Here is a 13,345-nt window from a genome sequence, read left to right on the forward strand (position 1 = left end):
TACTTACCTTTTAGTTCTATACTCACCTTTATGAAAGGGTAACTGTAAAAACTATTATTATGCCTGAATTTTTTCATGATAAAAGACTGTATTATACGCCTATTGAGTTTGCGTTAAGCCATATTGGAGGAACCTGGAAAATGCCCATTTTATGGAGACTGCAGGAAAAACCACTTCGTTTCAGTGAGCTTAAAAAAGATATTCCCCATATCACGGATAAGATGCTGACCAGCCAGCTTCGGGAGCTGGAAGCCAAAGACATGATTCATCGTGAAGTATTTCCGGTAGTTCCTCCGAAAGTAGAGTACAGCCTTACCGAAAAAGGAAAGAAAGCGATTCCGGTTATTGAAACCATTATGATGTTCGGATATGATCTTATCAAAGAAGAAGGAATAACCTTTCCTCCCAAAGAAGGAAAGAGTCTCAGTGAGAAAGATGGCATACGAGGCAAATAATTTTAAAACTCAATATATATCAAACTCTCTTTTTTCTTATCTTCACATGAATGGATAAAAAATCTGATTCAATAGTATGAAATTAAAACTGGGGATATTAGATCAGTCACCTACGTCAATGGGTGGTAACGCATCATCGGCATTGACCAACAGTATTAATCTCGCTTTATTAGCTGAAGAAACAGGATTCCATAGTGTAATGTATGCAGAACATCATGGTGTAGAAGCATATGGCAGCTCAAGCCCTGAGCTTTTAGCGGCTATTATCCTGAGTAAAACAAAAAGGATAAAAGTAGGAACAGCCGGAATTATGATGAGAAACTATTCAGCTTATAAAATAGCAGAATGGACGAAACTATTGGGAAGCATATATCCAGGGCGCTTTATCCTCGGATTGGGGAAAGCTCCCGGAGGACTGAAAGATGCGGTGATGGCCTTAAATAATCATAAACCTGTAGTTTTATCCAATATGGAAACGAAACTTCAGGAGATCATTCAACTTATCAAAGAAGAAAAAGGAGTTTATGAAAGCCTTATTGCACAGCCTACACATCTACAGCACCTTCCTGAAATTATTTGGCTGGGTTCCGGAATGACATCAGCCATTGAAGCAGCAAAACACGGAATAGGATATTCTTTTGCTGCCTTTATGAACAGTGAAAACGGAAAAGAAAATACAGAGGCTTATCTTCAGAAATTTGACCGGACTCAATATACTTCCAGCCCTTCATTGCAGGTTACGGTAGCTGCTTCTGTGGCAGAAACTATTGAAAAAGCCACACGTAACGCATATGGGATGGCTTATCAGTTTTTGCAGTCAAGACAATTGGTCAGTCCGGAGGCCCTTTTTCCGCCTGAAATTGTAGAACAAAAAGTCCTGGGAACTCAGGATGAAAAAGAGTTTTTTAGAATTTTAGACCGGATGGTGATAGAGACTTCTCAGTCGATATCAGCAAGATTAGAGCATATTGCTGAAAAATACAATACAGATAATATTCTTGTTCTAAGTAATATGTACCGGGAAGAAGACCGGATCAGTACCTACCAGAACATTATTAAAAATAATAAATAGCTGCATTTCCGTTTCATATGGAAATGTATGTATTCCAATCATTAACCCTATGAAATAAAGATGGAAAAAGACACTCCAGCATTATATATTATTACCGGCGGTCCGGGATCAGGTAAAACCACGCTGCTTAATGAACTGGGCAGAAACGGCTGTATCACGGTTCCTGAAGAAGGACGGAGAGTGATTAAAGAACAGCTTAGTATGAACGGTGAAGGCTTACCCTGGATAAACAAAAATCTTTTTGCCAAACTGATGTTTGATGCTTCTGTAGCAGCCTATCAGGAAATAAGCCGGATTCCCGATTTGAAAACGGCTTTCTTTGACCGGGGAATATTAGATACAATCGGCTATCTCAAAACGGAAAATATCCGTGTTCCGGAAGAGATGAAAATACAAGCCAGCGCAATGGTTTATCATAAAAATGTTTTTATTCTTCCACCCTGGGATGAGATTTATGAGAACGATCCGGAAAGGAAGCAGACTCCTGAAGAAGCGATACTTACCTTTAATTGTATAAAGGAAACCTATCTGGAATTTGGGTATCATTTAATAGAGGTTCCTAAAGATACACTACAGCGGAGACTTCAGTTTATTCTTGAAAAAATTGGGATAGATAATTCTGATTCAGTGATTTTGTAGACTATTATTTTGTAACTTGATCGGGTCATTGAGTCTCCTTTTAAAACAATAAAGCTATGAATATCAGAAGAATGAAAGACGAAGATCAGAAATTTGTTATAGCCCTGCTGGATCAATTGGGATACTCTGATACAGAAGAATTTCTTTCTCAAAAAATAAAAAAACTTTTAAACGACCCTAACGAATATCTTAGCGTTGCAGAAAATTCAGAAGGCAGGGTTGTTGCTTTTATTTCTGTCCATATTATTCCGCAGATTGCTCTTAAAGGAGATTTTGCAAGGATCAGTTATTTTTCGGTAGATGAAAACTACAGGAGTTCAGGGATAGGAAAGCTTTTGGAAGAATACTGTGAGAAAGTAGCCCGGGAGAAAAACTGCGATAGAATAGAGGTGCATTGTAATTTCAATAGAGAAAAAGCACATCGGTTTTATTACAGGCAAGGCTATACAGAATCACCTAAATACCTGATCAAAAAACTTTAAATAATGGAGTATAAATTCTCAGAAGAGCTCATCGAACTTGCCAATCATGATTTGTCCGTAAGGGAAAAGCTGGTAGCCAAAGGAGAGTTGTCAGGAGGCTATCACCCTGAAATGGAAGCCGTTCATCAAACTAATGCAAAACGTCTTAGAGAAATCATCCAGGAAATTGGCTTTCCAACGATCTCAAAAGTAGGAGAGGAAGCAAGTGATGCAGCCTGGCTGATTATCCAGCATTCTATAGGGGAGCCTGCATTTATGAAAGACTGCTATATCATGATGGATGAGAACAGTAATGATGTTAACCCCAAAAATAAAGCCTATCTGTATGACCGGATTCAGGTGTTTCAAAGTAAGCCGCAACGGTATGGAACCCAGCTTATTCCTGAAAGAAAATTATATCCTGTAGAAAATAAAGAGAACATAAATGAAGAACGGCTCAAGGTGGGCCTGCCACCATTATCCCTAGAAGAGATCAACCGTATTCCCGGTTGTGAACATATCCCCGAAATGGATGCCAGAGAAAAAGACTATACCCTATGGAGAGAAAAGGTAGGCTGGATATAAAAGGATAAAGTATAGCGTAATGGTCCCAGATTCTGCTCTTAAAAATGAACAGAAATATCATTCAAATAAAATCTTTGAAATTCTGTTCATCAGGGAATTCTTAATTCCGGAATTTCTCATTTTCAATTTCCTTATTTCCCGGAATTATCTTACGGTTAAAGATAAGCATAGATGGTGATTCCTGACGTAACAAAAAACATCCATAAACCTGTATAGATGCTGTTGTATTTATGCTGAGCCCATGAATCAGATGATGTTATTGATCATTTAATAATGGTCTGGGATCAAAAAGAACCTGTAATGACTGGATCTTTTCATCTCTGATCTCATACCATCCGGATGCCAGTATTGTTTTTTCTCCCATAGTGATCTGGTACCAGAAACATACATCTTCACCGGCTGTAAATGTCTGAAGAATCTTATATTTAAACTTCATCTGTCTCATATCTTTGATGTAAACTGAAGCATTATCGCGGCTTCCCATTACTCCGATGAATTTAAATTCCGGATCGAGACAGCTTTCTGCTTTATCAAAGTTTTTGTCATTTAAATACTGGATAAATTGTTCTGCTGTGTTTGTGGTTTTATTGTCCATATCTATTGTTTTACTGAAGACAAAATTAAGGGATTAGTAATGGTCTTACTTGTGACTATAATCACAAAAGTTCCTGTATTTATACTTTTTGACAGTTGATTATAACAATAGGAGGGCGGTGTGCATGCTGTAGGAAATCAGGACGTAAATTCAGTAATTCTTTGTCCGGGCTTGGCTCCAGATTTTTTAATATAAATCCTGCAGTTAAAAAGAGTATTGACAATAGTGATGGCCCAGACCACAGCCCATATCAAGAATTGTTTTATTTTGAACAGGAAGCAGTAATCTTTTCATTACCGGTTGTTCCAATAGTTCATTTTAAGACTTTATCCCTATCACGGAGTGCCTTATAGCCTGTGAAGAATTCAGGATTATCATAAATATTCTGCTTCATAATCTGTTTTTTAAGTGTGTGATAATACAGGTACAATAAGTTGCTGCTTCTTAAAAAAAGGCTCTAATTCTTCAGTTACAAAAAGCTGTAAATCATCATCTTTCCATTTTCGGTAATTAAAATTATTCTGCTCCGGTGTGAACCCTAATACAACTTCATCGAATGGAATATCCGTAAAAGAAGCAATAACGCGGGTGATATCTATGGTACTGGGGCTGAAAACCTCTAAAATATGCAGTGTTTGTTCTTCATTTTCTACCACAACAGCACAGTTCAGATCTTCAATGAAGTAAATAGAATCCCTGTAACCCAATTCAGGATTAGCATAGCAGTAAAAAAAAGAGAGCCCCTTGTTTTTTGTTTGAAAAATGGTGTTCGGAACAGCATTTTCTACCATATTTTCAAATAATTTCAGATCTGCTTCCTGGTCAAGATTTAATTTCCTTTTATCAGATCTTTCTCCAGGATTTAAGTTTTTAATATGCTGAAAAGCCTCAAATTCCTGTACTGGAACAAATCCGAACTTAGGATAAAAATCAAGTACCGTTTCGTTGGCAAACAGGAATATTCCATCATTCTTTCCTTTAAAATCATTGAGAATACGTTCCATTAAAAAACGGCTCAAGCCTTGCTTCTGATAATCTGCATCAGTCATTACTGTTCCGAGCTGTATTAAAGTTTTTGTTTCTCCTGTACTATTTCCGGTAAATAAACTTACAGTGGTATGGGAAGCAATGGTGTCTCCATCAAATAGAGAGTATAAAATACAGTTGTCATCCCAATATCCGGACTGATAATAGTTTTCAAAATCAAACTCCCAGACTTTTTGCGTTAGCCTGTTAAATTCCAGCCGCAGTTTTTCATTATTTTGATATTGTGTATATAACGTATAATTTTTATGGCTGATGGAAACGTTTTCTGTCTTCATTTTCTGTAATACTGTTTTTTATAAATTATCGTCATGATGACTTCCAAAATTTAATTGGCTTTAAATTACAAAAAATTGTAAATATGTGCTGTGAAATACTACTTTGACATTTATTTTTAACTAAAACAATATTTTGTCAGAATTGACATTTTAAAATAACGAATAAACAATAACTATGAATACAATAATCCCTCATTTTTTAAATTATAAATGGTTATCAATCATTGCAGTGGTGACGGTTTGCGGCTGTTCTGAATCTGGTAAGAAACAAAATCGTCCCGGTAACAGTAAGCAGGAAGTTACACTAACAAAATCGGCACCGGCTGTTCCTGTTACAGATACCCGGAAAGAACCTGCTGAATTTGTGCCCAAAGGATTTAGTGTTTTTGAAAAAACCTATGGAGATCTCAATAAAGATGGGGTAGAAGACTGTATTCTCATCATTAAAAAAATTGACAAAGACCATATTATTACTGATGAACACCGGGGAAAACTGGACAGGAACCGCCGCGGTATCATTGTCCTCTTCAAAACAAAAAGCGGTTACGAATTAGCATCAAAAAACAATGATTGTTTTTCATCAGAAAATGAAGAAGGTGGCGCGTATTATGCCCCGGAACTAATGGTGTATGCTGAAAAAGGAAATTTACATATTCATTATGCCCATGGCAGATATGGCTATTGGAAGTATATTTTCAGATTTCAGAATTCAGATTTTGAATTGATCGGCTATGAAGACAGCTCGAATACAGGTCCTGTGGTCAATAGTACAACCAGTATTAATTTCTCCACAAAAAAGAAACTGACAAAAGTTAATACCAATGAAAATGCAGAAAGTGGAGATGAAGTCTTCGAAAGTACCTGGACAACCGTTACAATGCCAAAATTACTCAGGCTTTCGAAAATTAAAAACTTTGATGATCTTGAGCTTTCATCTGCTGAATAAGAATAATTTAAAAAAACCGGCATAGGATAGAGGTACAGGCTTTTTAAGGATAAAAAATTTTTGAATGCTCCTATTTAACACTTGTTAAAACACCAATCCTTGTCTTTGCAGGTTATTTGTTCCTTTTCTTTCTTCTGTTCCGGTTTGTTTTTAAGGTATAAATTATAATTGGCTACAGCATTTTTGAGTTGTTTAAGGCTGTGGTCGTAGAGAAGGCCCAGCCGATAGTAAATCCTATTGCCAGCTTTAAATGTTAATCCTTTTTTATAGCCATTAATGCATTATTGAATTGATTTTTAGCTTCATAAATTCCTGCCAATGTACTGTAATAAAGGGCGGTGTGGCCTGATATTGCTTCATCAATGGTTTCTTAAGCATAGGTTGCCGCTTTGTCATAATCTTAAATAAGTTGATTGCCTGAAAAGCCCTGTGTTTAGGAGGAAAAAAAGTAAGCCTTAGAAAATATTAATTTTTGTTGAAAAATATTTTGCCAGTATTAAAAAACTTTCTATATTTGCACCACTGAAAACAACGATAGTATCGGAGTTTAAGGAGAGATGGCAGAGTGGTCGATTGCGATAGTCTTGAAAACTATTGACTGTAACAGGTCCGGGGGTTCGAATCCCTCTCTCTCCGCAAGAAAAGCCTTAGAAATTTATTCTAAGGCTTTTTTATTTATTTTTCACGATTTATATATTATTTGTAAAATACAGGTTCTGTAATACCTTCCTTTATTAAAATATTTTTATTCATATTGAAATTCCTTTCTGTCATGAAGTTTAAATATTTCTTCAAAGGTTCAAGATTATATTTTGCTCTCCAGTTATCAACATTAACAGTATCAATCAACCCTTTTTTAGGTATAGCCTGTCCATTTTTTTTATATTCTAGCTGAGTGCCAAATAATTGTTTTTCTCCATTATTGATCTTAATTCTATCATATAAAAGAGCATAATTGTCTGGACTCGCATTTTTTTTGCTAACTTCTTTTTTTAAGGATTTCAAAACCTTATTTTGAAAGTCAACAGATTTATCAGAGTGTTGTACAATTGCCCAAAATTGCGTTTCTCCCTTTTCTCCTACCTTATCAAATCCCAAATACCCATATTTTTTATAAAGTAGCTCTGCTTTTTTCGTGTTATCTGCCATCACACTATCCTTAAATGTATTCCATTTTTCACGAGAATAGTTGGCATATTTTCCTTGGGGAATATATGCTGCAACCTGATCTATTTTCCCCATTGCATCTATTTCATTTACTAAATCTCTTTTTTCAGTGACCGACAATGTATTTTTACAACTTAAGATGGTTAATAAAAGGGAAATAGCAATCATTCTTTTATACATATCTGTTTTTTTAATAAATATAATTTTTATTTTTCCACCAATTCTGATAAACCGTAATATTTTATTGCTTTTTGTTTAACTGGATTTTTACTCCACTCATCCATTCTCCGGTATAGGGATCATAGCCGGATTTCAATGGTTGGGAAATATCGAGTCCATCAGTAAGCTCAGTATAAGCTCTACAATCCATACAGATATAGCGAAATTCACAGTCCTTACAAACTTCTATTTTATCTTTGGTAAGATTCCAGTACTTCTTAAAATCCGGATGTTGCAGAGTTGTTTCTAAAGTTGTATCTTTTATATTGCCAAAGGTTTATGGCATTGATGGACAGTTTTTTATATTGTCTTCTTTGTCTATTGCCATTTTTTTACGAAGACAAGAATTATAGGCAAAAATTTTTATCCAAACTGTAAAAAGTGAAAAATCAATCATAATCGAAGAATTCTTATATAATGAAAACGATGACTTTAAACGCGAATTTATCTTTCCAATGTATCAAGTAAAATGAAAACGCTCCAAAAGGTAGTGACACTTTTAGTATTCAGAAAAGTGCCACGCAAACTTTTGTAAATTATTGAATTTCAGTGTGTAATTGTGATGGTCAACTTTGCTGCCCATTATTAATGCTTTTCAAACAGATCTTAATTTACTTTTTAAGCTTAAACAGATCAAAAGAATTATACTGGGGATCATAACCCGTTAGAAGTTTGGTCTTCTGAATGTCAAGTCGCTTGTATGTATTATTAGAAATGGCATTTACTATTTCAAATTTTATATTTTTAGATTCAATGCACAGATGCAGGAGCTGATTTAGATCATCGGGATGCAGATAGGCACTTAAGTCCCGGGCGTTCATTTCTGTGAAATCTTCCGGAAATTCATAGGCTCCGATCCTAAGACATATCGCGTTTAAATCGCTGCTAAAACAATGGTAGGAAAGGAGAGCTTCTCCAAAACATTTGGAAACACCGTATAAGTTTCCGGGCTTTACAGGCATCTCGGGATTAAGTTGAACATCTTTTGGATAGCCTTCTATTGTTTGTGCACTGCTTGCATAAATAATTTTTTTACAACCGGCTGCAATGGCTGCATCAATGACATTCTTTGTTCCAATGATATTGGCGTCCAGTAAATCATCAAATGTAGCATCGGGACTGGCAATACCACCCAGATGAATAACAATGTCCACATTTTTACAAGCCTGCATGAGATATTCCTTATCCGTAAGATTTCCCTGAAAATATTCAACGGATGCATCCTGAACCTTGGGAAGATGAAGGTCAAAAACTCTCAATTCATATTGAGCTGAAAAAGATTTGATAAAGTGGCTTCCAATTTTTCCGGAGCCTCCGGTAATTAATATTTTGTTGCGCATGAGTATTTGTTTATATATATAGAATTTAAAATATTGATAGTTCCAGCTGCATTGTTGCTGACGGGAAACTCCTGCCAGTGCAAAAGTTATTTTCTATTGAAAGTAATTCGTTGTTACAAAATAATTAACTGTGTTCACATGCAGGTGCTGCATGTTTCAATTGTCTTGCCTCTTCATTTTCTGTACTATTTTTCGGAAAGGTTACAAAGCTCAGAATAAATGTTAGTGTCAACAATAAAACACTCACCCATAAAACATGCTGAACTCCGTAATAGGCACTCACTATCCCGCCGAGAAATGCACCTAAGGAAATTCCAATGTTAAAAGATGAAGTCAATAAGCTGTTAACAAACTCCAGTGCATGATGCGGAACAGACTGTGTGGTCCGGATATTTGAAACCAGGAAACCACCGGTATGGATCATTCCCCAAAAGGAAACAATGATGACCATAGGAGTAAAAATTCCTCCAAGGTAATAGGCAAGAATCTGTACTGTTACTAGAAGGATTAAAAATAGTCTTGCAGTCATAAGTACATTGCGGTTCAATGCAATTCCCATAAGCCAGTTCCCCAGCGTTCCCATACCACCGAAAAGGAGGAGCATCATACTGATCTGGGCACCATCCATCTTTGTAACCTGTTCAAGAAAGGCAGTAAGGTAGGTATAGCTGGCAAACATTGCCGCCAGCGTGGCAATGCTGGAAATCAGGTTGAGCCATAAAAGAGGGCTTTTCAATACGGCTAGCTGATTCTGAGTGGATCTTGTGTTATCTGCAGGAAGAGAGGGGATGAATACTAAAAGGCCAATAAAAGCAATTAAACTTATTGCACTGCTGAGGAAAAATGATGCCTGCCAATGATGGAAGAGGTCTACAGCATAGGTTGTTAAGGGAATTCCGAGCACTGTAGCTAAGCTTAATCCCAACATTACGGTAGACACCCCTTTTGCTCCTTTTTCCTTGAATGCAATGGCTATAGAAATATTCCAGAATAAAGGATGCAGTACCGCCGGTAATATCCTGGCAATCATGAGTGTCGTGAAATTGGTGGAAAATGCAGAGATTAAGTTAGAAAGAACAAATATGCTCATGACCAGACACAGCAAGAACTTCCGGTTTATTTTGGTTGTAAATGAAGTGATAAAGGGGGAAGAAACAGCTACAGTTATGGCAAAGGCGCTAAGCAGCCATCCTGCCGTATCTATTGATACACCGAACTGCCGGCTAATAGTGGGTAGGATACCAACTATCCCGAATTCAGTGGTAATAATGCCGAAAGCTCCCAGCGCCAGAACATAGATTGATGTTTTCATGAATGCTTATAATTTTGATGTAGCAAATTTGAACAGAAAAATTGTAAAAAATCAGTATATTTTAATGATAAATGGGTATTTTTACCGCATGAAAAGAGAGAATATAGATCAATTGGTAAAGGTAGAATACCATCAGGCCGCAAACTGTCCTTTAAAAGACAGTCAATTTTCCTTTTTTCAGATTGTATATGTCATTTCAGGAAAAGGGTTCCTTAAGATCAATAATAATATGGCTTCTTACAGTGAAGGAAGTCTTATTCTCCTGACACCTAATGATCTGCACTATCTGGAAATTGTTGAAAAAACTGATCTTTTGCTCGTGAAGTTTAGTGAACGCTATGTAAAGGAATATAAGTGGAACAGTATTAATTCTATGGAATGTTTATTGTATGGGGCTTCTTTTCTGTCTGGATGTATTTTGCAAAATAAGCCCGACATCGTCTTGGTTGATTCCATTGTAACCTCGCTGCTCCATGGTCTGGAGCATCCTGACCTCTATCATGAGGAACTGACATTACATTATGTGAATGCATTGATTGTAATAGCCGCCAGAAATATTTCAAAGATGAGAGCGGAGAACGTGGCTTCCAATACTGATAAAAGAGTACTGGATATCATCAATTATATCCAGGGTAACATCCATGATCCGGCATTGCTGAAGGTCTCTGCGATATCTCAGAAATTTGGTTTTTCTGAAAGCTATCTTGGAAGTTATTTTAAAAAACAATGTGGAGAAACCGTACAGCATTTTATATTGAATTATAAAATGAGATTGATCGAGCATCGACTTCTTTTCAGTGATATGCGGGTGAATGAAATTGTAACCGAGTTTGGTTTTTCAGATGAAAGTCACCTGAATAAGTTTTTTAAAAAGCAACATAATATGAGCCTGACGGAATTCAAAAAGACGAAAAAGCTTACATCAATGGTTGAATAATCTGGTTTCCTATATAGTAGCCCAATTATTGTTCTTGGTGTGGAGGTAAATGAATACAGTATTACTTTTGTCTTCTCCAACACCAATTGATCCTGCAGCAAAATCCTTTATATTAAAAGAAATATGGCGGTTAAGCCATCTTTTGTATTGAGACCGCCTTTCTCCGGATTTGATATAAAAATCTTCTGCATTTTTATATTGATTGTCCAATTCCTTAACTGTAATAAATATAGAAACCAGAATACCATCTTCAAACCTTAAAGATAAATGGGGGGAACTGTCAGTCAGTTCTATTTCAGCATTGCTAAACTGTACCTGTATCTTCTTGCCGAGTACCTGAAGCGGTGTTGATTCTGTGGCAGTGAAGTATTCCGGCAATTCTGTGATCTTGATTAGCCCGGTAATCGTAAAATCATCCAGTTCAATATCGCCATTTAATTTTATTCCTAATTTCCTTGTCATTTTATTGTATTTTGTTGACTATGTTTATATAACCCAATGCTGAGGTTACTAAGATTCTGGCCATTTTAATTTTAGAGCAAGATAAAAAAAAGACAGTTAACGTTGAAGCAACCAATTCACATAAATCAAGAAAATATCATGCTGAAAATCAGAAAGAAGAAATAGGGCGACTATTAAGCATAAGTGCTACAAAAAGGGAAAATTGGGAGTATGAAGAAAATGCTGACTATGCGGTTTTGCCAGATCCCGGACAATTCTTTTATGCTGTCCAGGTATAAAAAACACCAAAGATTTTGTTTTTCAATAATTTATGCTTACATTTGTAAAATAATCAGGCTCCTGCCAATGCTTCTTCTGATATTTTGAGGTTACTCTTTTTGCCAGTCTTCGCTTTTTCAGCCGCTATTTTTGTCATCAATATATCAGGTAAGTTTCTTTTCCAAATTGAATATTTTTTCAATACGCTAAAAATACCAACTTCATTTTTGTTTACAGATTGATTAATTGCTTTAAAGGTATGGTTATCAGTAAAGTAATGGCAAATGCCAAAAAATTTAATAAATACATAATTTTATAATATAATGCAACAAGGAACAGTAAAATTCTTTAATGACGCCAAAGGTTTTGGTTTTATTACACCATCAAATGGAGGTCAAGATGTTTTCGTACATACATCAGGTTTAATTAATGAGATACGCGAAAACGACACTGTAACATTCGATTTAGAAAACGGTAAAAAAGGCATTAACGCAGTTAATGTTCGAGTAGTATAAATTCAGTAGAAAGCCTCAAAACTTTCTCAATGTTAAAAAAAAGCAGATAGCATTTATGTTATCTGCTTTTTTCGTATGTTTTCGCATGAAATTACAGACCTTAATCTTCAGTTATGAATATTCTTTTTTCAGATTTTTATCTAATATAAAAGGGGCAAAAGGTAATATTGAAGCAATTAAATAGATTGTAATTCTTTTAAGGCTCCATCTGTATTTTATTGAGGCTAATATAAGAACTACCAAGAATATAAGGAACAGCATCCCATGGATCCATCCAAAGTATTTTACACCTTCCGTTATATTAAGAATGTATTTTAAAGGCATTGCAATGAACAGTAAAATCAGGTAAGAAATCCCTTCAAGCAACGCTATTTTACGATATATAGTAATCATCCAAACAATTATTTAGAAAAAGATTATTTTTAAACAATAATAACTTATTCCTGTGGAATATACAACAAAGATTTAAATCTCAAAACTTTACCGTTTTCTATGGTAAAAACAGTCAAATACTATATCTGGGGTTTATATCAGTGGCAAGTCATACTGTTAAAATAGGTAAAAAAATATATAAAATTTATTGATTACACTTGTTTTGTACTCTTGTAAGTATTTTTTGGCTCTCAAAATAATGGAAATTCTGCAGCTGATAATTTGAGTTATAATAAATAGATAGGCTTTCAGTCTTGTTTTGTGTTTATTTTTAATAAAAATAACATTTTAATAGTATAATAATAATAAATTTATATATATTAGTTCACGTTATTCATGATTGTATCTGGTTGGTAATTAGTTTGATAGTGATTCCAATATAGTTTGCTATATGTAAAAAACTATACATTCTCTGAAAAAAGAACCATTAAAACATAAAATCATGAGCAATGAAAATTTTAACACCCTTGAACTGCTTCGCAATCAGTTCAGGTACCCGTTCCCAACACTTAAAAATCCCAATGCCGAGCAATTGCAGGAGATCACCGAGAAACAATGGATCGACGGGGAATACCTGTGGCTTTATGAGCAGAATCCCGATCTACGCAAAAAGTACAAAAAAACAAAG

General features: G+C 35.4%; 17 protein-coding genes and 1 tRNA gene. 10 read left to right on the top strand and 8 right to left on the bottom strand.

The features are described from left to right. Window positions 1-59: 59 nt before the first annotated feature. The 5 genes from MP477_RS17530 (at window position 60) to MP477_RS17550 (ending at window position 3,212) form a co-directional block, all read left to right on the top strand. Window positions 60-455 carry a helix-turn-helix domain-containing protein gene (locus MP477_RS17530; protein WP_230038530.1) on the top strand — a complete coding sequence of 132 codons (396 nt, stop codon included), beginning with the start codon at window positions 60-62 and terminating at the stop codon, window positions 453-455. 76 nt (window positions 456-531) lie between these two features. Beyond that, entirely contained in the window at window positions 532-1,527 is a 996-nt protein-coding gene (locus MP477_RS17535) for an MsnO8 family LLM class oxidoreductase (RefSeq protein WP_257191402.1), read from the top strand. Window positions 1,528-1,587: 60 nt separating this feature from the next. Then, complete coding sequence (locus MP477_RS17540; protein WP_257191403.1) at window positions 1,588-2,166, top strand: AAA family ATPase; 579 nt, start codon at window positions 1,588-1,590, stop codon at window positions 2,164-2,166. 56 nt (window positions 2,167-2,222) lie between these two features. Continuing rightward, window positions 2,223-2,648, top strand: a complete 426-nt coding sequence (locus MP477_RS17545) for a GNAT family N-acetyltransferase (protein ID WP_257191404.1) — start codon at window positions 2,223-2,225, stop codon at window positions 2,646-2,648. A 3-nt stretch (window positions 2,649-2,651) separates the two neighbouring features. Continuing rightward, window positions 2,652-3,212: a DUF6624 domain-containing protein gene (locus MP477_RS17550; protein ID WP_257191405.1), complete on the top strand. Its 561-nt coding sequence runs from the start codon at window positions 2,652-2,654 to the stop codon at window positions 3,210-3,212. A gap of 256 nt (window positions 3,213-3,468) precedes the next feature. On the opposite strand, the gene MP477_RS17555 is transcribed toward MP477_RS17550, so the two are convergent. Continuing rightward, window positions 3,469-3,807: a nuclear transport factor 2 family protein gene (locus tag MP477_RS17555; protein ID WP_257191406.1), complete on the bottom strand. Its 339-nt coding sequence runs from the start codon at window positions 3,805-3,807 to the stop codon at window positions 3,469-3,471. Between the two features lie 404 nt (window positions 3,808-4,211). Next, the gene (locus MP477_RS17560; RefSeq protein WP_257191407.1) at window positions 4,212-5,129 is read right to left on the bottom strand and encodes a GNAT family N-acetyltransferase; all 918 of its coding nucleotides are present in this window, start codon (window positions 5,127-5,129) and stop codon (window positions 4,212-4,214) included. Window positions 5,130-5,304: 175 nt separating this feature from the next. On the opposite strand from MP477_RS17560, the gene MP477_RS17565 reads away from it, so the two are divergent. Further along, on the top strand, window positions 5,305-6,075 hold the full coding sequence (locus MP477_RS17565; protein WP_257191408.1) for a hypothetical protein: 771 nt from the start codon (window positions 5,305-5,307) through the stop codon (window positions 6,073-6,075). 551 nt (window positions 6,076-6,626) lie between these two features. Then, window positions 6,627-6,711 (top strand) — tRNA-Ser (locus MP477_RS17570). A 60-nt stretch (window positions 6,712-6,771) separates the two neighbouring features. Here MP477_RS17570 and MP477_RS17575 read toward each other — a convergent pair. The 4 genes from MP477_RS17575 to MP477_RS17590 all read right to left on the bottom strand — a co-directional run bounded on the left by MP477_RS17575 (window position 6,772) and on the right by MP477_RS17590 (window position 10,113). Beyond that, the gene (locus MP477_RS17575; RefSeq protein WP_257191409.1) at window positions 6,772-7,422 is read right to left on the bottom strand and encodes a DUF6624 domain-containing protein; all 651 of its coding nucleotides are present in this window, start codon (window positions 7,420-7,422) and stop codon (window positions 6,772-6,774) included. 61 nt (window positions 7,423-7,483) lie between these two features. Further along, on the bottom strand, window positions 7,484-7,612 hold the full coding sequence (locus tag MP477_RS17580) for a hypothetical protein (protein ID WP_257191410.1): 129 nt from the start codon (window positions 7,610-7,612) through the stop codon (window positions 7,484-7,486). Between the two features lie 460 nt (window positions 7,613-8,072). Continuing rightward, a complete protein-coding gene (locus MP477_RS17585) occupies window positions 8,073-8,801 on the bottom strand; it encodes an NAD(P)-dependent oxidoreductase (RefSeq protein WP_257191411.1) in 729 nt (242 codons plus the stop codon). A 124-nt stretch (window positions 8,802-8,925) separates the two neighbouring features. After that, window positions 8,926-10,113 (bottom strand): MFS transporter, encoded by a 1,188-nt coding sequence (locus MP477_RS17590; RefSeq protein WP_257191412.1) that lies wholly within the window; start codon window positions 10,111-10,113, stop codon window positions 8,926-8,928. A gap of 88 nt (window positions 10,114-10,201) precedes the next feature. On the opposite strand from MP477_RS17590, the gene MP477_RS17595 reads away from it, so the two are divergent. Further along, the gene (locus MP477_RS17595; protein ID WP_230038568.1) at window positions 10,202-11,050 is read left to right on the top strand and encodes an AraC family transcriptional regulator; all 849 of its coding nucleotides are present in this window, start codon (window positions 10,202-10,204) and stop codon (window positions 11,048-11,050) included. Window positions 11,051-11,059: 9 nt separating this feature from the next. Here MP477_RS17595 and MP477_RS17600 read toward each other — a convergent pair whose 3' ends face one another. Then, on the bottom strand, window positions 11,060-11,512 hold the full coding sequence (locus MP477_RS17600; protein ID WP_257191413.1) for a hypothetical protein: 453 nt from the start codon (window positions 11,510-11,512) through the stop codon (window positions 11,060-11,062). Window positions 11,513-12,093: 581 nt separating this feature from the next. Between MP477_RS17600 and MP477_RS17605 the strand changes: the two genes are divergently transcribed. Next, entirely contained in the window at window positions 12,094-12,285 is a 192-nt protein-coding gene (locus MP477_RS17605) for a cold-shock protein (protein WP_230038573.1), read from the top strand. 111 nt (window positions 12,286-12,396) lie between these two features. On the opposite strand, the gene MP477_RS17610 is transcribed toward MP477_RS17605, so the two are convergent. Continuing rightward, window positions 12,397-12,678 (bottom strand): DUF3817 domain-containing protein, encoded by a 282-nt coding sequence (locus MP477_RS17610; protein ID WP_257191414.1) that lies wholly within the window; start codon window positions 12,676-12,678, stop codon window positions 12,397-12,399. A gap of 481 nt (window positions 12,679-13,159) precedes the next feature. On the opposite strand from MP477_RS17610, the gene MP477_RS17615 reads away from it, so the two are divergent. Further along, window positions 13,160-13,345: hypothetical protein (locus MP477_RS17615; RefSeq protein WP_257191415.1), on the top strand; the 186-nt coding region annotated here is incomplete at its 3' end.

Source organism: Chryseobacterium sp. WG23 (assembly GCF_024586575.1).
In the GTDB taxonomy this organism is placed as follows: Bacteria; Bacteroidota; Bacteroidia; order Flavobacteriales; family Weeksellaceae; genus Chryseobacterium.

Excerpts from the sequence above, each read along its gene's own strand:
- MP477_RS17530 (WP_230038530.1), top strand. The coding sequence starts at position 60 with ATGCCTGAATTTTTTCATGATAAAAGACTGTATTATACGCCTATTGAG.
- MP477_RS17535 (WP_257191402.1), top strand. The coding sequence starts at position 532 with ATGAAATTAAAACTGGGGATATTAGATCAGTCACCTACGTCAATGGGT.
- MP477_RS17540 (WP_257191403.1), top strand. The coding sequence starts at position 1,588 with ATGGAAAAAGACACTCCAGCATTATATATTATTACCGGCGGTCCGGGA.
- MP477_RS17545 (WP_257191404.1), top strand. The coding sequence starts at position 2,223 with ATGAATATCAGAAGAATGAAAGACGAAGATCAGAAATTTGTTATAGCC.
- MP477_RS17550 (WP_257191405.1), top strand. The coding sequence starts at position 2,652 with ATGGAGTATAAATTCTCAGAAGAGCTCATCGAACTTGCCAATCATGAT.
- MP477_RS17555 (WP_257191406.1), bottom strand. The coding sequence starts at position 3,807 with ATGGACAATAAAACCACAAACACAGCAGAACAATTTATCCAGTATTTA.
- MP477_RS17560 (WP_257191407.1), bottom strand. The coding sequence starts at position 5,129 with ATGAAGACAGAAAACGTTTCCATCAGCCATAAAAATTATACGTTATAT.
- MP477_RS17565 (WP_257191408.1), top strand. The coding sequence starts at position 5,305 with ATGAATACAATAATCCCTCATTTTTTAAATTATAAATGGTTATCAATC.
- MP477_RS17575 (WP_257191409.1), bottom strand. The coding sequence starts at position 7,422 with ATGTATAAAAGAATGATTGCTATTTCCCTTTTATTAACCATCTTAAGT.
- MP477_RS17580 (WP_257191410.1), bottom strand. The coding sequence starts at position 7,612 with ATGGATTGTAGAGCTTATACTGAGCTTACTGATGGACTCGATATTTCC.
- MP477_RS17585 (WP_257191411.1), bottom strand. The coding sequence starts at position 8,801 with ATGCGCAACAAAATATTAATTACCGGAGGCTCCGGAAAAATTGGAAGC.
- MP477_RS17590 (WP_257191412.1), bottom strand. The coding sequence starts at position 10,113 with ATGAAAACATCAATCTATGTTCTGGCGCTGGGAGCTTTCGGCATTATT.
- MP477_RS17595 (WP_230038568.1), top strand. The coding sequence starts at position 10,202 with ATGAAAAGAGAGAATATAGATCAATTGGTAAAGGTAGAATACCATCAG.
- MP477_RS17600 (WP_257191413.1), bottom strand. The coding sequence starts at position 11,512 with ATGACAAGGAAATTAGGAATAAAATTAAATGGCGATATTGAACTGGAT.
- MP477_RS17605 (WP_230038573.1), top strand. The coding sequence starts at position 12,094 with ATGCAACAAGGAACAGTAAAATTCTTTAATGACGCCAAAGGTTTTGGT.
- MP477_RS17610 (WP_257191414.1), bottom strand. The coding sequence starts at position 12,678 with ATGATTACTATATATCGTAAAATAGCGTTGCTTGAAGGGATTTCTTAC.